The organism is Sphingobacterium sp. SGG-5 (assembly GCF_011043525.1).
Lineage (GTDB): Bacteria > Bacteroidota > Bacteroidia > Sphingobacteriales > Sphingobacteriaceae > Sphingobacterium.
Map to the genome: position 1 here is coordinate 165,405 of NZ_JAAKGO010000007.1, position 24,320 is coordinate 189,724.

General features: G+C 43.2%; 19 protein-coding genes. 11 read left to right on the plus strand and 8 right to left on the minus strand.

All coding sequences use genetic code 11. The features are described from left to right. Positions 1-236: 236 nt before the first annotated feature. Positions 237-3,014 carry a TolB family protein gene (locus G5B30_RS12590; RefSeq protein ID WP_206367114.1) on the plus strand — a complete coding sequence of 926 codons (2,778 nt, stop codon included), beginning with the start codon at positions 237-239 and terminating at the stop codon, positions 3,012-3,014. A 97-nt stretch (positions 3,015-3,111) separates the two neighbouring features. Continuing rightward, on the plus strand, positions 3,112-3,564 hold the full coding sequence (locus tag G5B30_RS12595) for a hypothetical protein (RefSeq protein WP_165320351.1): 453 nt from the start codon (positions 3,112-3,114) through the stop codon (positions 3,562-3,564). On the opposite strand, the gene G5B30_RS12600 is transcribed toward G5B30_RS12595, so the two are convergent. Together G5B30_RS12600 and rho are read right to left on the minus strand one after the other, a co-directional pair. Further along, positions 3,513-4,196, minus strand: coding sequence for a CDP-alcohol phosphatidyltransferase family protein (locus tag G5B30_RS12600; RefSeq protein ID WP_165320352.1), 684 nt, complete (start codon positions 4,194-4,196; stop codon positions 3,513-3,515). The two genes, G5B30_RS12595 and G5B30_RS12600, sit on opposite strands and share 52 nt — an antisense overlap. 64 nt (positions 4,197-4,260) lie before the next feature. Then, positions 4,261-5,754, minus strand: a complete 1,494-nt coding sequence (gene rho, locus G5B30_RS12605; RefSeq protein WP_165320353.1) for a transcription termination factor Rho — start codon at positions 5,752-5,754, stop codon at positions 4,261-4,263. Positions 5,755-6,210: 456 nt separating this feature from the next. Between rho and G5B30_RS12610 the strand changes: the two genes are divergently transcribed. From G5B30_RS12610 to G5B30_RS12625, 4 genes are all read left to right on the plus strand, one after another. After that, positions 6,211-7,083: an N-acetylglucosamine kinase gene (locus G5B30_RS12610; RefSeq protein ID WP_165320354.1), complete on the plus strand. Its 873-nt coding sequence runs from the start codon at positions 6,211-6,213 to the stop codon at positions 7,081-7,083. Between the two features lie 130 nt (positions 7,084-7,213). After that, positions 7,214-7,519, plus strand: a complete 306-nt coding sequence (locus G5B30_RS12615; protein WP_165320355.1) for a YbaB/EbfC family nucleoid-associated protein — start codon at positions 7,214-7,216, stop codon at positions 7,517-7,519. Positions 7,520-7,550: 31 nt separating this feature from the next. After that, entirely contained in the window at positions 7,551-8,249 is a 699-nt protein-coding gene (locus G5B30_RS12620; RefSeq protein ID WP_206367116.1) for a metal-dependent hydrolase, read from the plus strand. A gap of 59 nt (positions 8,250-8,308) precedes the next feature. Beyond that, positions 8,309-8,800 carry a hypothetical protein gene (locus tag G5B30_RS12625; RefSeq protein WP_165320356.1) on the plus strand — a complete coding sequence of 164 codons (492 nt, stop codon included), beginning with the start codon at positions 8,309-8,311 and terminating at the stop codon, positions 8,798-8,800. On the opposite strand, the gene G5B30_RS12630 is transcribed toward G5B30_RS12625, so the two are convergent. From G5B30_RS12630 to G5B30_RS12640, 3 genes are all read right to left on the minus strand, one after another. Further along, positions 8,797-9,639 carry a hypothetical protein gene (locus G5B30_RS12630; protein WP_165320357.1) on the minus strand — a complete coding sequence of 281 codons (843 nt, stop codon included), beginning with the start codon at positions 9,637-9,639 and terminating at the stop codon, positions 8,797-8,799. The two genes, G5B30_RS12625 and G5B30_RS12630, sit on opposite strands and share 4 nt — an antisense overlap. Positions 9,640-9,854: 215 nt before the next feature. After that, positions 9,855-10,358, minus strand: a complete 504-nt coding sequence (locus G5B30_RS12635; protein ID WP_165320358.1) for a glutathione peroxidase — start codon at positions 10,356-10,358, stop codon at positions 9,855-9,857. Between the two features lie 27 nt (positions 10,359-10,385). Continuing rightward, positions 10,386-11,258 carry an N-acetylglucosamine kinase gene (locus tag G5B30_RS12640; RefSeq protein ID WP_165320359.1) on the minus strand — a complete coding sequence of 291 codons (873 nt, stop codon included), beginning with the start codon at positions 11,256-11,258 and terminating at the stop codon, positions 10,386-10,388. Positions 11,259-11,442: 184 nt separating this feature from the next. Here G5B30_RS12640 and G5B30_RS12645 point away from each other — a divergent pair, with 184 nt between their 5' ends. Next, positions 11,443-13,179: a M61 family metallopeptidase gene (locus G5B30_RS12645; protein WP_165320360.1), complete on the plus strand. Its 1,737-nt coding sequence runs from the start codon at positions 11,443-11,445 to the stop codon at positions 13,177-13,179. On the opposite strand, the gene G5B30_RS12650 is transcribed toward G5B30_RS12645, so the two are convergent. Beyond that, complete coding sequence (locus tag G5B30_RS12650) at positions 13,176-13,679, minus strand: hypothetical protein (RefSeq protein WP_165320361.1); 504 nt, start codon at positions 13,677-13,679, stop codon at positions 13,176-13,178. The two genes, G5B30_RS12645 and G5B30_RS12650, sit on opposite strands and share 4 nt — an antisense overlap. A gap of 156 nt (positions 13,680-13,835) precedes the next feature. Here G5B30_RS12650 and G5B30_RS12655 point away from each other — a divergent pair, with 156 nt between their 5' ends. Beyond that, a complete protein-coding gene (locus tag G5B30_RS12655; RefSeq protein ID WP_165320362.1) occupies positions 13,836-15,602 on the plus strand; it encodes an AMP-dependent synthetase/ligase in 1,767 nt (588 codons plus the stop codon). After that, the gene (locus G5B30_RS12660; protein ID WP_165320363.1) at positions 15,586-16,599 is read left to right on the plus strand and encodes a YihY/virulence factor BrkB family protein; all 1,014 of its coding nucleotides are present in this window, start codon (positions 15,586-15,588) and stop codon (positions 16,597-16,599) included. The genes G5B30_RS12655 and G5B30_RS12660 overlap by 17 nt, the downstream gene beginning before the upstream one ends. Before the next feature lie 664 nt (positions 16,600-17,263). Here G5B30_RS12660 and G5B30_RS12665 read toward each other — a convergent pair. Next, positions 17,264-20,773 carry a Ser-Thr-rich GPI-anchored membrane family protein gene (locus G5B30_RS12665; RefSeq protein WP_165320364.1) on the minus strand — a complete coding sequence of 1,170 codons (3,510 nt, stop codon included), beginning with the start codon at positions 20,771-20,773 and terminating at the stop codon, positions 17,264-17,266. Between the two features lie 11 nt (positions 20,774-20,784). After that, a complete protein-coding gene (locus tag G5B30_RS12670; protein WP_165320365.1) occupies positions 20,785-22,839 on the minus strand; it encodes a hypothetical protein in 2,055 nt (684 codons plus the stop codon). Between the two features lie 123 nt (positions 22,840-22,962). Between G5B30_RS12670 and G5B30_RS12675 the strand changes: the two genes are divergently transcribed. Together G5B30_RS12675 and G5B30_RS12680 are read left to right on the plus strand one after the other, a co-directional pair. After that, positions 22,963-23,697, plus strand: a complete 735-nt coding sequence (locus tag G5B30_RS12675) for a sulfite exporter TauE/SafE family protein (RefSeq protein ID WP_165320366.1) — start codon at positions 22,963-22,965, stop codon at positions 23,695-23,697. A gap of 3 nt (positions 23,698-23,700) precedes the next feature. Beyond that, a complete protein-coding gene (locus G5B30_RS12680; protein ID WP_165320367.1) occupies positions 23,701-24,309 on the plus strand; it encodes an alpha-ketoglutarate-dependent dioxygenase AlkB family protein in 609 nt (202 codons plus the stop codon). Positions 24,310-24,320: the final 11 nt, after the last annotated feature.

Sequence of the window (24,320 nt, forward strand, 5' to 3'; positions counted from 1 at the left end):
ATTAAAAGTAATACATTAGACGTGTCATTATAAAACGAGCTATCTCGTCAAATAGGATATAAAAAGCATAAAAAATATATCAAATTCTTTATGTATTGTAAATACATAATATAATTATAATCAATATTTTAAATTCATATATGTAACCTATTTATACAGACATAAAAGATAAAAACGACTAACATTATTAGCAACCCCAATTAAACACCCCAAACATAAGACATATATAACTCATAATGAAATATTTATTACCATTCATATTAATTCTGTATTCAATAAACACTTATGCTCAGATTTTTGACAGTTCTCAATCCCATTTCAACATAAAATGGAAGCAAATTAACACGGCTGATTTCGTGCTAATTTTTCCCGAAGAGTTCACGGACAAGGCGCCAAAATTAGCCACTCAACTCGATCACTTCCTTCACTTGGTAAGGAGAAATTTCGATAGACCGACCCGAAAAATGACCTTTATTATTCAAACAAATTACCTCCAACCAAACGGATTCGTCATGCTCGCTCCCCGAAAATCAGAGCTCTACTCTACCCCACCGAACGTAGCAGACAACCAAGAATGGCTCCCTAACCTCGCCTTGCATGAGAGCAGACATGTTGTTCAGTTTGACAATTTGACAGGAAATTTAAGGGGCTCTTTTTTACAACAATTGGCACTGGCGCTGTTTGGACTCAACCTTCCGGCATGGTATTTCGAGGGCGACGCCGTACTTCAGGAAACCCTACATTCGGAAGGAGGAAGAGGAAGATTAGCATCGTGGGACATGCCTGTTCGCGCCAATATACAGTCGGCAAAAAACTATGATTTCAATAAATATGTACACGGCTCTTTTAAAGATATTGTACCCAGCTACTACACCATCGGCTACTTCATGAACAGCGAGCTATATGAAATCGATACGTTGATCCAAAGCAAAATCCTGCAGGACATGCGTAGCAAATTATTGCGTCCATTCAACTTTCAAAAAGCACTGAAAAAATACAGCGGCATGAAAGGAAATCAACTCTTCAAGACCACGATAAGCCGTCTTACGGAAGAATGGAATACTCCCCTAACGAACAGTGCTATCAGCAGTCCGGTCCTGACCAACGACCGATACCCTACCGATTACAATCTACCGCAAGTTGTGGGCAACACGTTGTATGCACTTCGGGAAGGACGACAAAAGACCCCTGCTATTGTCGCTTTTGATCTCGGTCACCACAAAAAAGCAAAACGCGTCATCAAAATCGGACGACAGATCGCACCTCACTTTCACGTTCGCGGACATTTTATAGTCTGGGATGAACTCCGGAAAGATCCGCGATTCCAAAAACAGACCTATAATGTCATCTATCTGTACGATACGCAAACCAGGAATATTCGCGTATTGACGAGTAAAACCCGGTACTACAGCCCCGTCCTATCGCCCGATCTCAAGACGATCGCCTGCGTCGAGGTCGACCAAGCCAATCGATGCAACCTCATTCTACTGGATGCTATCACAGGCAATATCAATAAACACATCCCCCTACCTGCCGGCACACTCATTCAACAACCGCAATACCACGATGAAGGACAAAAAATGGTCGCTGTTTCCGTCACCGAACAGGGTACAAATCTCGTGGAAATCGACCTTGTCCGAGGTTCTTTAACAGAATTATTCGAATGGAGCAACATCCAATACGAACGTCCTGTTTATCACCAAAACAACATCCTATACAAAGCAAATTACAACAAAAAGGACGATATATACCAGATCCATGAGGGTATTATCACACAGCTGACCAATGCACCTTTTGGGGGCTTCAATCCCTTTGTTCAAGACGACACCATCTGGTACAACAATTACACCACAGAGGGGTACAAAATCAGCCGGCAGCCTTCAGACAGCATAGCCCACACAACCACGCCTCCCAGATCGATCAAGACCTTATACGCGAACCAAAACAACGTCGATCCCGAATTACCGGATAGCACAGTTAGGACATACGCCATCAAAAACTACAACGTAACAGCCCATAGCTTTAATTTTCACAGCCTGACCCTAAGCGGCAGTGATTTTGAAAATTTTGACAATCTAAAACCAGGAATATTCTGGCTATCTAATGATGTGCTAAACACCACACAGGTCAAGTTAGGTTACGAATATGATACCGATATCCGTAAGAGTATATATTCGGCTGAAATTACCTACCAACGCTATTATCCTAAAATCACGCTTGCCTATCGCAACCGGGGACAAATAGACCAGGCTAAAGGGAGGGACGGAACAATGTACCCCTATGACTGGCGTGAACATTACCTAGATGCGAATATTCAACTTCCCTTTTCCGTCTATCGGCGAAACTACACCTACAGCTACGGCTTTAATTTCGGCACCTCTTATATGCAGCGCTATAATGTTAGTATGGCAGTAACGAACTTCCCAATGACCCGTAAATTTCCGTTGAATTACCAGGTTTATCTAAACCGCAACCATACCATGAGCACCATGGACTTAACACCGCGTTGGGGACAAAACTTTAGCTTTACCTATAGGCATATGCCTTTTGATCCGGCACAGACCGGAACAACCTGGTCGTTGCGCACCAACTTTTATTTCCCCGGCTTACTGCTCAACCACGGCCTACAAATACGCTATTCTTATCAGGAAAAATCAGGAAGATTTCTACACAACAACGATATCCCACTACCTCGTGGCTTCTCCTTCTACCCCACGGTATTCCTCAAGAATACACTGTTAATGGATTACAGACTGCCTCTCGCCTATCCGGACTGGTCGATCGGTTCACTGGCCTATATCAAACGGATCAAAGGCGATTTATCTGCAGATTACCAAAATATCGAGACTGCGGATTGGGCACCAAAGACATACAGTGCAGGGCTCTCGCTTGACTTCAACCTATTTAAATATCCGCTTCCTGTATTTTCAGCAGGTGGACATCTGACCTATGTAAACGACCCCAGAGCCACACAGAAACTAATTCCGACATTCTCATTTACCTATGCTTACTAATCACAAAAATTCAGTTATACTTGAAATTGCATTTTTTTCGAACAAAACTCCACCTTATTTGTTCTCATACTTTAGTTAATCAGCAAAAGAAGTAGTTATGCCCATCATTTCGAGGAACTTAGAAATCCAAGAAGAGCTTACGAAAATGTATGATTTACTCCTGTCCGAAAGAAATAAGATCCAGAAAGAGTTAGCCTTCTTCAGAAAACGCTATAAAAACAGCTGTGAAAAACATATTAATGACAATTTTAATCATGAAAAAGAGTGGTTATGTGCGGATCAAGGTCACTACAACAAATTCATTGAATATGATATATATTGCCATCTGATAGAGATTGTCAACGATTTTAAAGACCCGACAGATTATTTTCCGGAGTATTGGGAAATGTACCGGACCTTGAACCAAGTCATGCTCCGTTTTGCTGAAAAAGAAAAATATGAAATCGCGGGAATAATTAAAATATGGGTTGACCGGATTAAATGTATTATCACCAAGTGCTACGCCGTCGGCCGTTCCTGGGAAAAATGCCCCCACGAAAACAGCAGATAAAGGACGAAAATCAGGGGTATGGCCAATACCTTCAACACGATAAGAGCCCCCACAGATACTATCAAAAACATATATCGATAACGGTTGTCCTTCCAGGACCAAGAAATCATCTTCATCGAAAAGAGCCGTAGCTCGGACACCAACAGTAGACTCGACACTGCCGTTATGAAGAGCAGCACATATACATTGAGAAGGATATCCGGGTAACGGTCACCTATGAACGGCAAGGATAGAATCAAAAAGGTGTTCATCGGTGTATTTACACCTATAAAATCAGAGGTCTGACGTTTATCGAGGTTAAATTTGGCTAACCGTAAGGCTGAAAAGATCGTGATTAAAAAGCCTGCATAAGGTAAATAATCATACGCTGTAACTTTTTGCAGAAGCGTATACATCAATACCCCAGGCAGAAAACCGAAGCTAATCACATCAGCCAGCGAATCCAACTCCTTACCAATTAAAGATTTCACATGCAATGCCCGAGCGAGCAAGCCGTCAAAGAAGTCGAACACGCCCGATGCTATTACACAGTATGATGCGCCGTAATAATCACCCTTCAACACCAACAATATTCCGATACAACCCGAGAATAAATTAAGACAAGTGACCGTATTTGGAATATACTTCTTCATATATAAATAAAAAGCCATCCGTCAGCTGACGGATGGCTTAAATGTATTAAATATTTCACGAATATTACCCATTCATTGAAATTAAAAATTCCTCATTAGAGCGTGTGCCTCTAAGCTGTTGCAGTAAAAACTCCATGGCTTCAGTAGAGTTCATATCCGATAAGTGGTTACGCAACACCCAAAGTCGCTGTAACCCATCCTTATCGACCAACAGGTCGTCACGACGCGTACTGGAAACCGTAAGATCAATGGCAGGGAACAAACGCTTATTCGCCAATTTACGATCCAGTTGAAGCTCCATATTGCCTGTTCCTTTGAACTCTTCGAAGATCACATCGTCCATCTTAGAGCCGGTATCGGTCAAGGCTGTTGCCAAAATCGTTAGGGAACCGCCATTTTCGATATTACGGGCTGCACCAAAGAAGCGCTTCGGCTTATGAAGGGCGTTGGCATCCACACCTCCGGACAATATCTTGCCCGATGCAGGAGCCACCGTATTGTAAGCACGTGCCAGCCGTGTAATGGAATCCAACAAGACCACTACATCATGCCCACACTCTACCATACGTTTTGCTTTTTCAAGAACAATATTCGCAATCTTCACATGACGATCAGCAGGCTCATCAAAAGTCGATGATATCACCTCTGCACGAACATTGCGCGCCATATCTGTAACCTCCTCAGGACGTTCGTCGATCAACAAGATAATCAGATATACTTCGGGATGGTTTTTTGCAATCGCATTGGCCACCTCTTTTAGCAAATTTGTCTTTCCCGTTTTTGGCTGTGCAACAATGAGACCACGTTGTCCTTTTCCGATAGGTGTAAACAAATCAATAATACGTGTCGAATAATTATTCGCACCTAAATCCAGATTTAATTTTTCATCCGGAAATAAAGGCGTTAAGAAGTCAAACGGAACCCTATCACGTATTTCGGCAGGGTTTTGTCCATTGATCGATTCGACCCGTACCAAAGGAAAATATTTCTCTCCCTCTTTTGGCGGGCGAATGGAACCCCTCACATTGTCACCGGTCTTTAAACCAAATAACTTGATCTGAGACTGGGACACATAAATATCATCGGGAGACGTCAAATAATTATAATCAGAAGAACGCAAGAAGCCATAGCCATCCGGCATGATCTCCAAGACACCCTCATTGATAATAACATTATCAAAATCCATATTTGAAGTAGTACTCTCATTTTTCTTACTTTCTGGCGCAGCAACTCCTTCCGTCTCCGGTGTAGGGGTAGTATCTTGTTTTGAGTCTTCTGCAGTAAAGAGTGTAGCTTCAGTATTATCAGCCTTACGCGCGGTCTTTGTGACCGCTACAGGGGATGACTTTACCGTTCTTGTTCTTTTTCGAGGTCGATCTTCCTCGTCAGCAACAGCAGGTTCCGCTTTCGGTTCTTCTTCCACAGCTTGTGTCGCTACTTCCGCAATCTTGTCAATCAATTCCTGTTTACGCAATTTCTCGACATCGACAATTCCTAACACCTTCGCTATCTCGCGTAATTCTGACACGAGTTTTGAATTCAATTCGGTAATATCCATTAATTTTAAAATATTGTATGTATGAGTTTGGAGTATATTTTATATGAATTTGATCCTAATAATTTTAATTTCTATTCAGCACCTCTCTCCCAAACGCAAAGAAGAAGAGTTTCTTATTATAGAAAAAGGACAATAATGAGAATGCACAAAGAAAAACATAAGAATTGATATTTCAAAAAAAAATCGGAAATTTATGCAATCGATAGCATAAAAATCATGCACGCTGTTCAAAACCTTCTAAAAATTTTGAAACACAACCCTCCTAATTGTACTTTTTACACTATCATCAGTTTTCGCAAAAACCACTTTAAAACGATAATAAACCAACATTTACCTCGATTTATAAAAAATATTTAAAATAAAAATAATGTTAATCATGGTTTTTTATAAATAATGCTGTATCTTCGAAAAGCTTATAATACTGGTATTTTTCATAAAAAACTAAAAAAAATAATAATGATTATAATTGCAGATGGAGGCTCTACAAAGACAAATTGGTGCCTATTAGATAATAATCAAAAAAAAATCTATTTTAATACAGAGGGGTACAATCCTTACTTCGTCGACAGTGAATATATTGTTGGCTCCCTGAAGAAAGGCCTACCTCAGGATTTACCGCTGGACCAAATTACTGAAGTTAATTATTATGGAGCAGGGGTACACAACGACGAAAAAGCACAAATTGTAGTAGACGCCCTGCAGGTGTTGTTTTCAAATGCAAAAATAGAAGTCGGTCACGACTTGTTGGCTGCCGCAAGAGCATTGTTGGGCACAGAAGCGGGTTTCGCAGCTATATTAGGCACAGGAACAAACTCCTGCATCTATGATGGCGAGCATATCACTTACCATATCGACTCTGCAGCGTATATACTTGGCGATGAGGGTAGCGGCAGTTATATCGGTAAAAAACTATTAACCGATTTCATCCGCGGTTTAATGCCCAAAGATGTCGAAGACGCTTTTTTTGAAACGTATAAGCTAACACCCGACGAAATCATGGACAATGTTTACACCAAGCCGTTGGCCAATCGTTTTTGTGCAAGCTTCAGCAAATTTGTCTACGACAACAACGTAAACATCGAATATACCCGGGGTATTGTGAATGACGCTTTCGAAGCGTTTTTCGCCAACCTGGTTAGTAAATATCCCGACTATCAAAAATACACGTTCAATTGTATCGGTTCGGTAGGTTACAACTTCCGGAATGTATTGGAGGAAAAAGCCACACAATATGGCATGAAAGTGGGCAAAATTCTTCGTTCACCGATCGACGATTTAGTCAAATTCCATATCGAACGTGCGGCTAAAACAAACGAATACAATAAATAGACAAACTAAACTACTATTGTATCAAAGCCGGCTTTTATCTTTATCGGATAACGCCGGCTTTTTTAGTGACTCTAATTTTGACCAACAGACATGTTTTTCGTAAATTGGCATCAATTAAAGGAGAGAAGAAATGTTTGACAAATTGTTTCAGGCACAACAGAAAGCGCAAGAGATTAAAGCCCGGTTGGATAATATCTCGGTCGTGGGCGAAGCAGAGGGCAGCAAAGTCCGTGTAATAGCCACAGCAAATAAAGAAATCAAGGAAATAACCATCAGTGAAGACTTATTTACCGGCGGCGACAGAGAGCAAGTAGAAGAGCTATTGATCGTGGCATTAAATAAAGCGCTGGCTCAGGCCGACAACATCAGTCAGGCAGAAATGCAGGCCGCCACCAACGATATGTTTGGCGGACTGGGCAATCTATTCAATAAGTAATTATTCTTTAAACTTTACACGTTAATCCAACATGGCAAATCCGATATCCGTAACATACCTTGGCCAATCCTGCGTCGAATTTGATTTTGACGGCACAAAAGTCCTGCTCGATCCTTTTATTTCTGCCAACCCTATGGCTTCGCATATTTCGGTAGATAGCTTAAATCCCGATTATATTTTTCTAAGCCACGGCCATCAAGATCATGTCGCTGACGTAGTCCGCATTCAGCAACAGAGTCAAGCCACGGTAGCTACTATTGTAGAGACGGCAGCCTGGGTGAGAAGACAAGGCATTGCTGACGATAAGGTTATTGAATATAATTTTGGCGGCACCCTGAGTCTACCTTTTGGAAAGGTAAAGATGGTGTATGCCTTACATACCAATGCAACACCTGATGGCCAATATGGTGGCGTTGCTTGCGGCTATGTATTCTTTGTCGGCGACATGAAGATCTATTTCGCAGGGGATACGGCCTTAACGGTAGAAATGAAATTACTGGATGATCTGCAGTTGGATTACGCATTCTTACCCATTGGAGGGCATTATACCATGGATATACATGATGCATTGAAAGCAGCAAAATTCATCAACTGCCGAAATATCATTGGCATCCATTATAATACGTTTCCCCCGATAGCTATCCATACAGAAGAAGCACAAGCACTCTTCCGTACGGCCGAATATCAACTTCTGTTGCCTAAAATCGGAGAAACCATACCCTTACGGTAACCCTATTTCTATACAGCAAAAAACAAAAAACCGAAATAGCGAAATAACAAAAGACCAAAATGACAAAATACAACGAGCTTCTGGCCTTGCTGACAACAGAAGATCACCAACAAGCCGAATCATTGCAGGAAGAAATCAATATTATGATTCATAAGTTGAAATTCCTGCCGGCAGAAAATTTCCCAACTGTAGTTTTTTTAAGCCAGAAGGATAATTTTGAACCTTTTTCCTCCGAAAGTCTCCGGGAAAAAGTAGCTTTAGCTGGTGCAAAGCTCATCACAGACCTACAGGAGAAACCACATATTGTTGTGGTTCTGCAGCACGATGAGAGCCTATATAGCCTTATGCCTGATCTCCTGCAACAAAGTTGGCTACAACATGCTGTCGCTTATTTAAATAACCGCATCTACATTATAGAAAGTACTGATTTTGACACGGATCTGCGTCAATATCTGAAAGAAAGCGAAATGTTAGCTGAAATCCTCCAACCCAAATATTTTTATTTCGGACACGAAGGAAACGGCTGGATGAAATTTGATAGGATCAACTAAACAAATCGCTTGCGTAGTACCGCATACAACTTCTCCACTGTTTGGGGCTTATCCGACCAACTATTTTTCAACGCATAGTTCGATTGTAGAAAAGCATCGGCCTCCGCAAAATTATCAAATCTGTTCACCAACTCTATGGCTTCACTATAGGCAAGGCTATAGCCGTTGAACAGATCTTTTATAAACAAGAGCTTATCATTTAGATTGATAGCTGATTTAAGATCCAATACTTTATCGACCGAAGAAGTGGATGTGTTGAACTGCTGCGTCATATTCCGGCCGGCCAATTTCTGCTGGTGTATTAGCTCATTAAGACTTAATGGCTTCGCCGGCGTATCCTGATCGGCTTCCTTCTCGACAGGTGCAGCGACTTCCTCCAAAGCAACCTCTTCCACCGGCACTTCAGGTTCATTTATTACTTCATTATTTCCAGCTACCGCAACTACTCTCTCCTCTTCGACCACAGTTGCTACTACCGGATCTGCAGCTACGTTTTCAATGGATTTTTCCTCTACCTCTTGCGGCAATTCTGCTATTTCCTCAAACGTATCCTGGGTATCAACTTCTTTCTCTTCGAAATTTATTTCGGGCGTAAACACAGCCTCAGGTTCTCCTACAGACTGTTCTTCAAGTTCTACCGGCTCTTCTCCCTTTATCTCTCCTCCCTTAATGTATCGTAAAGCCTTGATATGACTGGACAGATAATCAATACTTCCAACCAGTAACGTCAACTCTGCTTTATCTATATTTTCCGCAGCTTTTAACTCTTGATAGTTTGTATTAATGGTGTGTAATAAGTTATCTATTTTTTCAAAAAGTTGATCCTTTGAAGTGGGCATAAGTCTTGAATATGTTTTTATAGTACTCAAAAATAAGATTTAATTTCGAAGATTTGAAAATTAACAAAAGTTTAACACCCTCGCGATATATACTAAATGTCAATAATATACGTTTGTAATGTACTTATTAGATGACACTTCATCGCAAGTTAGGTTAAAAATGGTTAGTTAACAAAGCACTCCTGCCCATCAGATGAGTGCTTTGTTGTCATATATTATATTTGCCCCGTAATCTTTTCATCCATAGGATTGACTGCCGAGCGGTACCGGTGGATAAGCTTACCGTTTTCATCGATCAAGAACTTTTCGAAATTCCATTTAATATCACCGGTAAAATCCGGATTGTCTGCGTGGGTAAGGTATTTAAATAAAGGAGCCATCTCTTCCCCTTTCACCTCTACCTTTTCCGACAACAAAAAAGTAACCCCAAAATTCCTTTCGCAAAATTCCTGTATAACCGTATTACTGCCCGGCTCCTGGTTTCCAAAATTATTTGCCGGAAAACCAATAATCACCAACTTGTCGCCATACTGTTCGTGCAGCTTTTGTAAGTCCTTGTATTGCTTCGTGAAGCCACATTTGGACGCTGTATTGACAACCAGGATTTTCTTCCCCTTGAAAGACGACATTTCAATCTTTTCTCCCGAAATGGAGGTAAAAGAATAATCGTAAATGGAGGGTGATGACATCAACACATTTAATAAGATAAATAATAACATAATTTTAATTTTAACCTATACCTTCAATTAACCAACACCGACATCAATTTGTTTCATTTCCCGTTCGATAATAAAAGCAAAAAGATCTTCCATGGGAGATTTTAATATCTTACCCACTTTGATACCATGCAGCGCGCACACCTTTGCCAGATGTAAATCAAAATGAAAAGCTATACTTCCCACAAAATTACATTCATGTTCCCAATAATTTGGATAAGTCATGATATTGGTACGTACAAACTCATCGAAACCATCTGTTAACACCTTATCAATATACGGATGCTGTCGGTTCTCTTCCATAAACATTGCAAAAGCCGCTAAGTAGGCATTCGGGCGGTCTTTCTGATACACATTCTTGATCACGATATCCTTATTCACTCTATACTTCTCGCCAAACTTTTTGGCCAAGTCCGGCGGCATCTCCCCATAGAGATATCGGCTCAACAACAATTTACCAAACCAGGATCCCGAGCCTTCATCGCCGAGGACGTAGCCTAACCCCTGATGACTGGGCTTCAACTCCCTTCCGTCATAGTAGCTGATGTCAGATCCTGTGCCCAACGTTGCCACTAATCCCTTCTTTTGGCCACATGCAGCATAAGCACAACCTACGAGATCGCTCTCCACAGCTATAAAAGCATTTGGGAAAAAAGTCGTCAACGCATTGGAAACAATCTCCCGTCTATCAGGTGTCACACAACCCGCTCCAAAGAAATAGACCTCCCGGATCTCATCGATATAGGGAATGATCTCGGGCACATCTTTCATCACCCTTTCGATTTCTTTCTCATTGACAAAAAAGGGATTGAGACCTTTAGTCCTGAAACGGAGCGGCTTGCTATCGGGCACATTCAACATCCATTCCGAGCTCGACGATCCACTATCTGCAACTAAAATCATAATTTGTTCTCTTTCTTTCGTACCTTCAAACTTACATTGTACGTTCAAACTTAGATAAATTTACTTTTATATGCAATATACCAAGTTGCATATAAAAGAGATTTATCGATCTCTCCTCTGCCTTTGAAGGCTTATATTGCAGAGGAAAACTTACATAAAAAAGCGGAAATATAGTTTTTAAAAAATGAGCTCAAGTATAACTTTTCATCTTTCTTTTACCGAACCTCAGGCACATTACGTCGACGTTCAGATGACGGCCCAGGGTTTTCAGGATCACGACTATCTGGATGTCAAGATGCCCGTCTGGGCTCCCGGCTCTTATTTAATCCGGGAATATGCCAAAAATGTAGAACGTTTTCAGGCACAAAACGATCAGGGAGAATCTATTCCTTTTGAAAAAATAAATAAAAACACCTGGCGTATTTTCACAAGAACACAGGATGTGCGCGTTCACTATAGCGTATATGCTTTTGAACGATCGGTGCGAACAAGTTTTATCGATGCGCAACACGCTTTCTTGAGTCCAGTAGGCGTTTTCCTCTATATCAAAGACCAACTGGAACACGCGGTGCGGGTTACGGTGGACTTACCCGAAGGGTGGCATAAAATATCTACAGGACTTCTAAAAATAAATGAACATAGTTTTCTGGCTGAAAATTTCGATATGCTTTATGATTGCCCTTTCGAAATCGGCAACCAGAACACCTGGCTTTTCGACGTCGACGGAACATTACACGAGTGTGCCATGGTGGGCCGAGCGGATTATGATCAGGAGCAGTTGAGTGCCGACATTACACAAATTGTGCGGGAAGAAAATAAAATATGGGGATTAAATCCCAACGACTATTATCTTTTCATCACACATCATTCTTCGGGCGGAAACGGCGGACTGGAGCACCTCAACTCTACCGTGCTGACCACGTCCCGTTTTTGCTACGCCAACAGCGACACCTACAAAGCCTATCTGGGCTTGGTGGCGCATGAATATTTCCATTTGTGGAATGTAAAAAGACTACGCCCAAAAACGTTAGGTCCTTTCAATTACGACGAAGAGAATTATACCACAGCACTGTGGATGATGGAAGGCTTTACCGCGTATTACGACAACCTCGTTTTGCGAAGATGTGACTTCTACAATGAAGAGGATTACCTACGGCAATTGGCGATTGATTTCAATACGGTCTACAATCGCCCGGGGTATCAAATCCAGACGGCTGCTGCTGCAAGCTTTGACAGCTGGATCAAGCAATATCGACCCGACGAAAACACGCACAACACCTCCATCTCCTATTACAATAAAGGAGCGATGTTGGCTGTCGCGCTGGATATCAAAATTCTCGCCCATACCAAGGGAGAAAAGAGACTCGACGACGTCCTGCGGATAGCTTACGAACAATTTTACCTGATAGCGGGCAGCGGCTTCGAAGAACAGGAATTCCAGGATCTGGCCGAAAAAGCTACCGGAATAGACCTTTCCGATATCTTTCACGCAGCACATCAACTTACCGAACTGGATTACAACAGCTATTTCAATGCGGTAGGCTATGAATTGATCGATACCAACGAAAAAGAAAACAAACCGCTTTCCTTAGGCATAAGGACCAATACGCACGACACCCGTGTGATGGTCAAAAATATGGATCGGGATTCTGCAGCCTGGCAAGCCGGACTGCAAGTCGACGACGAACTCCTGGCTATCAACGGTTATCGCATTGAGGACAATGGAAAAGCAATAGATTATGTACTTTCCACTTCCCAGATCGGTGATGAAGTACAGATAATCGTCGCCCGAGAAGGCTTGCTCGAAACAATAACCCTCAAACTTCAGGAATCGAACAAAAAGTCATTCATGATTGGAAGACTCGAAAACGCTTCGGCCGAACAACGGAAGTTGGGGGATATCTGGCTGACGTTGACCTAGAATTTATAGCGAATAGTGAAGCCTATCGGATCTACCCATTTAATAGATGATTCCTGGAGAAAGTCCAGATACGGTTTCGCATCCAATGACACAGATAGCGGCGTGGTCGGTATGTCGTAGGCAATACCGATAATACCATCGACACTCAATAGAAGATCAGATGAAGAATCGATATGCTCACCGGCCGCATTTTTATATGCCTTGTATTTCATACTACCAAAACTTCCGCCGAAACCATAATACCAGGAAAAGTTGTCTGCAATAGGCTTATGATACTGATACAGTCCAACAACACGGAAACGGCTTGTCCGGGAAGAGCTCTGCACACTCAAAATCCCCTCTAATGCCCGGTTTTCAGACAGGGAATACCGATAGCTTACACCGGTAGCACTTCCAAAACGTACGCCGACAGTATGTTGATTGTCCAATTGGGCAAATGAGTTTTCGCAAAAAAAGATGGATAAGATTAAAAAAGAAACAATGCGTAAGTTATTGACCATAAAACTATTTTTTTGAATGTCCCAAAAATAGACATTTTAACATCTTTATAACGACAAAAATAACAATCTACCCAAACAAACATGCAGTTTTTTAGTATATTTAACAGTCGGCTATCATCCGACAGGGCAAAATAACAAATCTAAAAACAAATCCGTATGAGGACAGCATCTAGGTTATTCGACTTACTCAAGAATAAAGAAACCTCTTCCACAAAGACGATTCTTGTAGCCAACAGAGCAGAAAATGGCTGGAAAGAATACCGCATACGTGAAATCATTGACATTGTCGACCACCTCAGCAAAGGACTTCTGGCAACCGGCCTACAAAAAGGAGACTGCATCGCGATCATGTCGGGCAACCGACCGGAATGGAATTTCGTAGACTTCGCCTGTAACCAGCTTGGTATAGCAACCGTACCGCTCTACCCCACCCTCTCCGCACAGGATCTAACACACATTCTGAACGATTCGGAGGTCAAGCTGGCCTTTGTCAGCAACCAAGAGCTAAGTGATAAAATCGAAACAGCCTTACAAGAAAACAATCAGCACATCGAGCTGTACACCTTTGACCAGGTAGATAGCCATAAAAATTATATGGAGCTCTATACCTTAGGTAAGGAGCAGACATTCGATCTGCAAACGTATAACGATGTCGTACATGAGGATGACCTACTAACGCTGATCTATACTTCCGGAACCACCGGAAAGCCGAAAGGTGTATACCTTACGCATAAAAATGTTATCAGCAACGTTGAGGCCTGCTCCCATTTGCTAACCCAAGAGCATCGTAGAGTACTGAGTTTTCTCCCACTGTGCCATATTTTTGAGCGAATGGCGGTCTACTTGTACTTTTCCAAAGGAATGCAGGTTTATTATGCCGAAAACCTGAATAATATTGTCGCCGATATCAACGCCGTCAAACCGGATATGTTTACCTCCGTACCCCGCGTACTCGAGAAGGTATACGACAGTATCGTTGAAAAAGGAAGGGCGCTGCACGGCCTAAAAAAAGGCCTTTTCTTTTGGGCACTCAATCTCGGTCTTCGCTTCCAAGAGCCTCCGCTCAACAGCTTCTGGTACAATATACAACTGTCCATTGCCCGCAAATTGATTTTCTCCAAATGGAAAGACGCTTTGGGTGGGCACATCAAATTAATTATTTCGGGTGGTGCAGCCCTACAGGAGCGACTCGCTCGGGTATTTTGGGCTGCCGACATCAAGGTACTCGAAGGATACGGTCTGACCGAAACTTCACCCGTAATCGCCGCCAACTCATGGCAGGAGACTGACATCAAATTTGGTACCGTCGGCCGGGTGTTAGACAATCTGGAGGTGAAAATCGCGCCCGATGGTGAGATACTCGTCAAGGGACCATCGGTCTCTCCGGGCTATTATAAAAACGAGGAAGCCACAAAAGAGACGTACGACAGCGATGGTTATCTGCATACGGGAGATATAGGTGAAATAACGACTGACGGCTTTTTGCGCATTACCGATAGAAAGAAGGAAATGTTCAAAACGGCCGGAGGAAAGTACGTCGCCCCGCAGGTACTGGAAAACAAACTTATGGAGTCCGTTGTTATTGCCCAAGTGATGGTCATAGGCGAAAACCAACGTTTTCCTTCGGCGCTGATCGTGCCGGCATTTGAAGAGCTGAAAAAATGGTGCAACCATAAAGGCATACCGTATGAAAGTAACGAGAAGGCGGTAAAAGATGAACAGATAATTGCTAAATATCAACGGGAGGTGGATAAAGCCAACGCCAGTTTTGGGCAATGGGAAAAAATCAAAAAGTTTGTCTTGTTGCCTATTGAATGGACAATCGACAATGGAGAACTAACACCTAAACTCTCCCTAAAGCGGAAAATCATCCTTCAAAAATATGCGGATATAATTCAAGGAATATATGCAGAACATCAATAATACAGAAGAGCCTCAGAAAGAATCATTCGTCAGTAAGATAAAAGGGTTTGGAAAACTGCTCCTTAATACCGGCAACGGATTTATGGAGGACAATTGTATGAAGCTCAGCGCATCCCTGGCCTATTATACGGTTTTCTCTATAGGCCCCTTAGTCATGATTGTGATCTGGGCATTAGGGTTTTTCTATGGCACTCATCTTGAAGGATCTACCGAAGCCAAAAATCAAGTGCTGTATGAGTTGAACGGCATCTTCGGTCCGGAAATCTCCAAACTGCTGGATAATGCTATTCAAAAAATATCCTTTGAAAACCGATCCAGCATTGGCCTTATTATCGGTATCAGTACGCTTGTCATTACATCGACTACAATTTTTGTCGATATTCAAAATTCGATAAACACCATCTGGAAAGTTAAAGCAAAACCGAAGAAAGGCTGGCTAAAATTAATCATCAACCGCTTGATTTCTTTCTCCATGATATTGGGATTAAGTTTTCTGCTTATGGCTTCTTTACTCATCAGCAGTATTATCGGGGTATTGACCAAACATATAGAAAGCTTCTTAAGTGGGTGGAATATCGGGCTGTTGGACTGGCTAAATACCGGGATTACTTTTGTAGTTATTGCGTTATTATTCGGCTTTATATTTTCTTTTCTGCCCGATGCAAAAGTACGTTTCAAAGATATTCTGGGCGGTTCTATATTCACGACTCTGCTTTTCATGATCGGAAAATATGGTATTTCATTATATCTTTCTAACAATGCCACGGCTACAGCTTACGGCGCAGCAGGATCTATCATCATCTTACTGGCCTGGGTTTATTACTCTGCGGCCATTCTTTATTTTGGTGCCGAGTTTACCAAAGAATATGCCATCAAATATGGCCGAGGCATCAGTCCGTCGTCTTATGCTGTTTTGGTTAAACAGACCGAACTGGAGATCGATCCGGATACCGGTCGACGGGAAGTTGTTAAAAAGCATAATGAACCTGTAAAGTGAAACAAGGGGGGGGAACTTACTTGAACTGAAAAACGACGTTTTCCTAATTAAGAATGGAATTTTTCCGAACAGGAATTCGCCATTCTTAATCAAGAATTCTCCATTCCTAATTAGGAATGGCTCGACCTAAACAGGAAAACTGTAAACCCAAACAAGAAATTCATAAACCTAATTAGGAATGCTATTTTCCCAGATGGGGATACCATTTTTTTAATGAAAGACAGAGCTTTCTTAAACAAGGAATGGACAAACTTAATCAGGGATGTCATTTTCCTAAGCAGAAACGCCGTATTCCTAATCAGGAATTCTCCATCCTTAATTAGGAACAACTAAACCTAAATAGAAAAACTGTAAACCCAACTAGGAAATTCGTAAACCCAACTAGGGATGTTACTTTTCTAATTAGGGATAGCGTTTTTGTAGTCAGGGAATTGGCAAACCTAATCAGTCAAAAAATGCATTACTTGGAAAATCCCATATACCCCGAACTGTCTTAGTCGCACATATAGATTCGTCCGTTCGCCTGCTAAACAGAGAACAGTTATTGGAACAATATAAGTGCCTCAGATACGAAAATTGACAAAAAAATATAAAAAGAAAGCCAATGCGACAACACATTGGCTTTCTCTATGCAATACGGTAACCTTTCAGCAACTAAACGTCCCTACCGCAACGAATCCCTCCTACCCCAGTCGACGGGAAGATCCGGATTGACTGTTCCGATTATCCGACCGACGTGCACCTGAATCTGACAAGGTTCACACTCCTTACCTCCACATATCGGAATAATCTTGATATTATACACACCATTCTCCGCAAATTGATAAGGGAAGCTTTTCCCCGTACCCGTTATCACCTGATTACTACCCACACGTTGTATTTCCCAACGATAAGTGGCCGTACAACTTTCCGGTGTGCATCCAAAGTTAGGTGCCGTCAATACATAAGACCCTTTATTCACCCGGACTTTTTCACCGCATCTCGTGATCAGTCCTACGTTGATATTGGCCGCCTTCTGCAAGATGCTTCTGCTGCTTTCAAACTGTACATTGCCATTATCGGCAGCAATCACCTGCGTAATCTTGATGTCCCGACTCAACCATTCTCCACAGTCGCACCGCGGTTCACAGCAGGTTACCGTAAACCGCTTGCTGATGATCTGACAATCTGATTTGGGATCTTTGATAACGATATGCCATACTTGGTTACCCTCACAAGGGAAATTTGCAGGTAGAGTAAAACTGTAGCTGTTCGTACCATTACTCACTCCGGTCGCGATGACATGATATACCGTAGGATTAACCGAGTTGATTAGATAGATATCCACGCCTCCTGAAGGACTACCACCAGACCAGGTAAATGTCAGTGGCTGACCGGGACAGATCCGTCCCGGACTCGTGATCTCCAGATTCGCCAAATCACAAGGCGGTTCCGTCGGTTCAGCAGTATAGCAGATAGTCTTTTCACAAACATTACAATTTACATCTTTCACCCGCACCTTCAAGCAGAATGTAAGCTCAAAATCACAGCAGGGGATATCCAAAATACCCGGTTCCGTAATTTCGAGTTCGAGGACGCCATTGACGATCGATGCAGTCCCCAATCCCCACGAAAGATTTCCGGCAGGCATCGGTCCATTGCCCAATACCAGACCACCCAACGTTGTTGTTGTCGTCGAAAGCTGTCCGAATATACCCATATTGGCCGGCTTACAATCGGGCGAACTATATTCCACATGAAAATCGAGCATAGTCACATCCACTTCCTGCAAGGGCACAGCACCTCCGGTCAATTGCAGGTAGAAATGACCGTCTCTTTGTACCAACTGCGCTTCAAAGCCCGGCACATCACAGCATTCCACACTGCGCACACAGGCTGCAGGTTCCAGCTCGCTGCCGAAAGTGGATTCTTGCAATGCCTGACCCTCATTCACCATAAGTCCCGTGGCATAGACTGTCACGTTACAGCAATTTGCACCCGACACCTTCTGTACGGGTACCGTCACGGTAGTTGTTTCCCCCGGCATAATTTGTGCCGCAGGCGGCAGATTAAGTTGCATATTACCGGTAAGTGTATATCCCGTAATCGTGTTACCCAACGCATCCTTTATCAGGATATCACCCGACCGCTGCACACAGTCCGGCAGATTATCCGTCAGTGTGATGTTATTCAACGGCACACTACCAATATTCGTGATGTCGATAATGTAATTGAAGGTCTGGCCATTTTCAACAATCTCCTGATCTGCACGTTTGTTGACAATCAAGCCCCCATCCGCATCTATTGTATAAGCCACCGGCGACTGCAAATCGTTCTGCCCCGGCGTGGTCAATACCGCCTTGTTGATCTTTCCACCGTGCATCTGTGGCAGAATCAACGCATCAAAGGTGATGACCAATACATTCATTTTGGTAAACTCACATTGCCCCGGCAGATTGGTAATGACAAAACTTGGGTTCTGCAGGTCCGAGGTAGAGGCCGTGACTAAGCCAGAAGGAATAGTCGGTTCTGGTGCCACTCCATAATAATTGTTACATTGATTCGCCGACGTGACACTTGTACTCGCGCCCATATAATACGTGTACGCTATAGAGCCCGGAATGATCTGCAGATTTTGGCTTGCCGCGGCACCCAAAGCATCGTTGATTGTCGCCGTCAGCGGTCCAGAGCCTTGGTTACCGACCTTAATCTGAAAACGTATGGTATTTCCGACCGTATATAAGGGTGGGTTAAATGCATTCGGTGGGTCAATAATACATTTTTTAATCGAAGGAATAGCACGTGGAGCCTCTACTTCGAAAGTTGTCGAAGCTTCCGTGTTTTGAATGGTATCCACAATAACCGGACAATCTATATTGGGACAGGAAGTAGTCGTATTGCCACCGCCCGACGACCCACCGCCGCCACCTATTGCAGCCTGGTAGCTAAGTTGCGCTGTATTGGTGATCATGTCGCCCGGATTAGCAGCCGGATCAATGGTAAAAGCGATATACAACGCAGCAGATTCATTGGGATCCAGCACGACATTGGTACCTGTAATGGTCACCGTATTGCCCGACTGGCTCCAGCTCCATCCCACTGGTGTATTTATAGCTCCGCCAAAAATGGCGTTATTCAAACTAATGCCCGACGGGAGGACATCCGTGACAACAAAATTTGTCCACGGTACATTCCCGTTATTCTTGATACCGATAACATATCGACCATCGCAACCCGGCGACAGGTTGTATGTACTGGGGTCGCCCGATAACTGCTTTGTAAAGGATATACTGGCATTGGGGCTGACCATGGATGGAGAGGTCAACGTGAGCGTACCTTGCATCGTCTCGCAACTGCCATTGCCACCGTCGCCCAACCGCAGGTCAATATCGACATTATTGGTAATCGTAGAACCTTCCGGGGTACAGTTCTGCACCAGGACTTCATACGAGTTGTAGGCCTGCCCCGGGTTCCAAGTCAATATATTCACCGTATGGGTCGCTCCCGATACGATCTGTAAATTGGGATCGGCGAAAAGTGTACCATCAATACGATAGGTACCCAAGCCTGTTGGATTCGGATTATAATGCAAGACCAGTACCCGCCACCGCGATATTCCACAGGTCAGGTCGCCGCCCAAAAACTCTTGGTGTACAGTCCAATAGTTCGCCGCACGGCCAGTGACATTCACGGTTTGCTCACATTCCGTGATAGTTCCATTGCAGTTCACTTCCACCTTTACCGTAAGCGTACCTACCGTACCATTACACGTCACATAAGGTGGGAATTTGAAATGCACATTAAAATTCCGGCTCTCATTACCGGGCAACGGGTTTACGGTTTCGAACACATTGCCCCCTACCGCCTGAACCGGAACCGCCTCTGAAGTGACAAATTCGAGACCGGAGCTCGCCGTGACGGTGACACGTGTTTGGCAGTTTGCCCCAAATGTGCCCGGCACCTGGATATTCAAAGGGATATTGTCGCCCGTCAGCGCTTCTTTAGGCACGCTGATCGTGACCGCAGCGCCGCTCAGCGAGCAAGTCGCGGTATTGTTGCCGGGAGTTAAAGTAATTGCCGGTGGCAATTGTGACGGTATCGGAGGCGATACCGTCTGTGCCACACTTTGCCTATTCATCAGTAGCCCCAAGACCAATAGGCCGCATATTCGTAGAGTTGATAATAACAGTTTCATGATCGTAAGATTTATTGGTTGTCAAATTGGAAACACTTCGTGAATACACACGACTTACAGGTATTCTCATCATAGTACACCACCACCCGGAAGCAAACTTCATAATTCAGCCTGCAACAGGAAGCATCAAATCCCGCCAACGGACCAGGTAGACCAACGATAACATTCACCGGTATATTGCCCGTCATCGCACTGCCAGCCTGATACTTAATAACCTTGGCAGCATTCCCATTTGCATTCGGGTTAGCGGTGCTGTTCATAAATTGCAGGGCAGTGCTGGAATTGATGGTCGTACCGGGACGCAATATCATGCCCGATTCTTCCAGGATAGATACGCCCGACGAACATGGTGTTGGCTGTGCTGAATACGCAAAGGACAATACTTGTACTTCGACAGCATATAACGGATGGTTGGCTACTAAATCACCAGCAAACTGAAATTGATTGCCCTGTCCGTTATACGGCGTGATCTGCATATTTTGAAGGTCCATGGTCAGTTCATCACACTCTTTACAGATACATTCCGGCAGGCTGTCCAGCGACAAAGCAACACCCGGCTGGCACAAGATCGGACTGGGATCCAGATCATCTCCCTGAAGCCCAATGCCTATACTGGTCACTGATGGCGGCACGAGCACTTCCACACAATACTGTACCGAGGACGATGTACTGCCCAGCTGTGTCTGTAAGGTTGTATTGGGTGCGACTAAGGTATAGCTCAATGCATTGTATCCCTGATCAAATAAGTTGAGACCAGAGCCCGGCTGTGCATAGGTCAGATCGCCCGACGTGCTGGAATACACCGAATTAAAACATATTCTGTATTTCCTGTTCTCTCCTTCATAACCCATACAGGTAATGGTATCGTTTTCTATGCGAAACTGTATATCACAATTGCCTACTGAAAAAAATTGAGGACCAGACGCCAAACCTGTGCTCGCCTCTCGCACCTGCCAACGGTACATACCATCGGGCAAGGCACCTTTGGCCATTTGCACAATGGAGACGGACAATGCTTCGGATGTCGTATGATAGCTTTGTGCCGGGCGACCTTGAGCATCCACACGCTGGAGCTCAACAATATATTTCGGTGAAGGAATTTTATTCCCGAGGAGTTGCCACCGTAGCTCTTTGACCGGCTTTTCTTGCGAAAACCGGGCATTGTTCTTGGGCAGCACCGCAGTTAAAATCCGCTTCCTGTCCGGATTTTCATCAGATTTCAGCTTTTTACTTTCAAATAGTGGATTATCACCTTTTTGTTCACCTTCATAAAGTGGATTTTTGCTCTTCGCCACTTTTGGACGTTTTGTTTTACCCAATTGAAAGTTAAGCCCCAGCTGTACAGTAGAGATGTTCCAGTTTTCTTCTGTTTCACGATCAATAGACTTTGATTCGACAAAATTTCCATAGGTTTCCCCATTGATCACCGTTCCTTCAGGAAGTCCCAAGGCTCTTTCCTTGACCTTCATTTGGGAAGTTATCAGGCTGCCTTCTGTCCATATCTGTATTCTATCCGAAAGCGGATAAGCGATCCGTAATCGGGGTGAGACCAACCAGGAGGAGGACCTAACTTCCTCACGGGCATATATTTCTTTGCGGACCGGAGCACCCGCTGCACCTGAAATTTCTTGTTCTAATCGATAATCCGCCTGCTTCCAGTATGATTGTCCGGTTTGTAAAATTCCAGACAGCAGAAATTTGCCGGCTTGAAAATTAGCCTGTGGTCCTATCCGCCATCCGTAATTGCTTTGTCCCGAAGAACTGTTGCTGCTCTCAAAAAGGCTTGAAGAGAACTTTTCGTCTACCGCAAAGCCCGACCGGGAAAAGGGAGAGGCTCCTTCCGAAAAAGCGTAATCCCCTCCTATAGCAGATCCGAGACTAAAATTTCCTTTTTTAAAGAAAGGATAATAAAAATGCAGTTGGGTTCCGAAAGCGGGTGAAAGGCTCTCTTTCGTCACGGGCATCTGATAGCCTGCTCCTATTCCTATACCAGGCAATCCCTGTCCGTTGAGACGCAGAGCTGAAAGTATAAAAAGGAAACAAATAAAGTAAATGTACTGTTTCATAATCAAAGACGTTTTGGTGTCCTCTATATATCCACAGTATAGTTGATTTGTTACCCCACGCCTCCATACAATGTTTGTGAAGTAGTAAGTTAATTGTCGAAATATGGTTATTTTTGTATAAGCATGACGTTAACGATACTATTTATTCTTATCATCAGTTTTATCGCTTCATTTGTAAGGTCTACCCTGGGTTTCGGCGAATCACTAATAGCAGTACCCTTATTCCTTCTCTTTTTACCTATAGAAACTGCTGTACCTTTATCAGTCATGCTATCCATTGTCATTGCGTTAATCATCGTCATACAAGATCATCAGAAGATTCATTTCCGTAGCGCAAAATGGCTGATTTTTTATGCTGTACTTGGCATTCCTTTAGGTATAGCCCTTCTCCTATATGGAAATGAGCTGTGGATCAAAATAGGACTTGGGGCACTCATCATACTGTATGCCCTTTACTCACTTTTCGGGAAAAACACAAAAAAGCTCCATAGCGACAATATGCTCTGGCTTTTCGGATGCGGGGTATTATCGGGAGTTTTAGGCGGCGCATATGGATTAAATGGTCCTCCTTTGGTTGTTTATGGCAATTTAAGACAATGGAGTGCAAAACATTTCAGGGCTACTTTACAGGCTTATTTTTTGCCCATTAGCATTATTACGGTCGTAGGGTATGCTATCAAAGGACTTATTGACACCGAAGTTACCACATATTTCGCCCTGTGTTTAACGACGACCATTCCAGCGATTTTCTTAGGAAGATATGCAAACCATCGGTTAAAGGATATGACATTCTTTCGGTACGCTTACTGGGGGCTCGTGGGTATAGGTATAGTTCTCGTCATAACTTCATTCTTATAAATTATGGACTTATTTAATCCGGTGACAGATAAAGCGACAAATTACCTACCGCAGGACGGTGAGGTAAATTATTACGGCAAATTACTATCGAAAGAAAAAGCTGACTTTTATCTGCATGTTTTATTGGAAACCATTCTATGGAAGAATGACGAGGCCATTATATTTGGAAAGAAAATCGTTACGAAGCGCAAAGTAGCATGGTACGGCGAAAAGCCTTACGCTTATACCTATTCCAACGCTACCAAATATGCTTTACCGTGGACGGAAGAGCTAGTGTCACTTAAAACCCTGATCGAACAAGAAACAGGCGAGACCTTCAATTCATGCCTCTTAAATCTGTATCACAACGGCGAAGAAGGAATGACTTGGCATAGCGATGGGGAAACGGACTTAAAAAAAGACGGGGCTATTGCTTCTTTCAGCATGGGTGCAGCACGCAAGTTTGCTTTTAAGCACAAACAAACGAAAGCGAAAGTAGAATTGACCTTAGAGCATGGAAGCCTACTTGTGATGAAAGGCACAACACAATCCCATTGGCTCCACAGCCTTCCACCCACCAAACGCATAAAACTTCCCCGGATCAACTTAACTTTCCGCACGATAGTGGAGTAAACACACCCTCC

What these genes read in the sequence shown, in the direction of transcription:
- rho (WP_165320353.1), bottom strand. Translation starts at nt 5,754, where the DNA reads ATGGATATTACCGAATTGAATTCAAAACTCGTGTCAGAATTACGCGAG.
- G5B30_RS12655 (WP_165320362.1), top strand. Translation starts at nt 13,836, where the DNA reads ATGAGGACAGCATCTAGGTTATTCGACTTACTCAAGAATAAAGAAACC.
- G5B30_RS12665 (WP_165320364.1), bottom strand. Translation starts at nt 20,773, where the DNA reads ATGAAACTGTTATTATCAACTCTACGAATATGCGGCCTATTGGTCTTG.
- G5B30_RS12615 (WP_165320355.1), top strand. Translation starts at nt 7,214, where the DNA reads ATGTTTGACAAATTGTTTCAGGCACAACAGAAAGCGCAAGAGATTAAA.
- G5B30_RS12645 (WP_165320360.1), top strand. Translation starts at nt 11,443, where the DNA reads ATGAGCTCAAGTATAACTTTTCATCTTTCTTTTACCGAACCTCAGGCA.
- G5B30_RS12600 (WP_165320352.1), bottom strand. Translation starts at nt 4,196, where the DNA reads ATGAAGAAGTATATTCCAAATACGGTCACTTGTCTTAATTTATTCTCG.
- G5B30_RS12670 (WP_165320365.1), bottom strand. Translation starts at nt 22,839, where the DNA reads ATGAAACAGTACATTTACTTTATTTGTTTCCTTTTTATACTTTCAGCT.
- G5B30_RS12675 (WP_165320366.1), top strand. Translation starts at nt 22,963, where the DNA reads ATGACGTTAACGATACTATTTATTCTTATCATCAGTTTTATCGCTTCA.
- G5B30_RS12650 (WP_165320361.1), bottom strand. Translation starts at nt 13,679, where the DNA reads ATGGTCAATAACTTACGCATTGTTTCTTTTTTAATCTTATCCATCTTT.
- G5B30_RS12620 (WP_206367116.1), top strand. Translation starts at nt 7,551, where the DNA reads ATGGCAAATCCGATATCCGTAACATACCTTGGCCAATCCTGCGTCGAA.
- G5B30_RS12610 (WP_165320354.1), top strand. Translation starts at nt 6,211, where the DNA reads ATGATTATAATTGCAGATGGAGGCTCTACAAAGACAAATTGGTGCCTA.
- G5B30_RS12640 (WP_165320359.1), bottom strand. Translation starts at nt 11,258, where the DNA reads ATGATTTTAGTTGCAGATAGTGGATCGTCGAGCTCGGAATGGATGTTG.
- G5B30_RS12630 (WP_165320357.1), bottom strand. Translation starts at nt 9,639, where the DNA reads ATGCCCACTTCAAAGGATCAACTTTTTGAAAAAATAGATAACTTATTA.
- G5B30_RS12625 (WP_165320356.1), top strand. Translation starts at nt 8,309, where the DNA reads ATGACAAAATACAACGAGCTTCTGGCCTTGCTGACAACAGAAGATCAC.
- G5B30_RS12660 (WP_165320363.1), top strand. Translation starts at nt 15,586, where the DNA reads ATGCAGAACATCAATAATACAGAAGAGCCTCAGAAAGAATCATTCGTC.
- G5B30_RS12635 (WP_165320358.1), bottom strand. Translation starts at nt 10,358, where the DNA reads ATGTTATTATTTATCTTATTAAATGTGTTGATGTCATCACCCTCCATT.
- G5B30_RS12595 (WP_165320351.1), top strand. Translation starts at nt 3,112, where the DNA reads ATGCCCATCATTTCGAGGAACTTAGAAATCCAAGAAGAGCTTACGAAA.
- G5B30_RS12590 (WP_206367114.1), top strand. Translation starts at nt 237, where the DNA reads ATGAAATATTTATTACCATTCATATTAATTCTGTATTCAATAAACACT.
- G5B30_RS12680 (WP_165320367.1), top strand. Translation starts at nt 23,701, where the DNA reads ATGGACTTATTTAATCCGGTGACAGATAAAGCGACAAATTACCTACCG.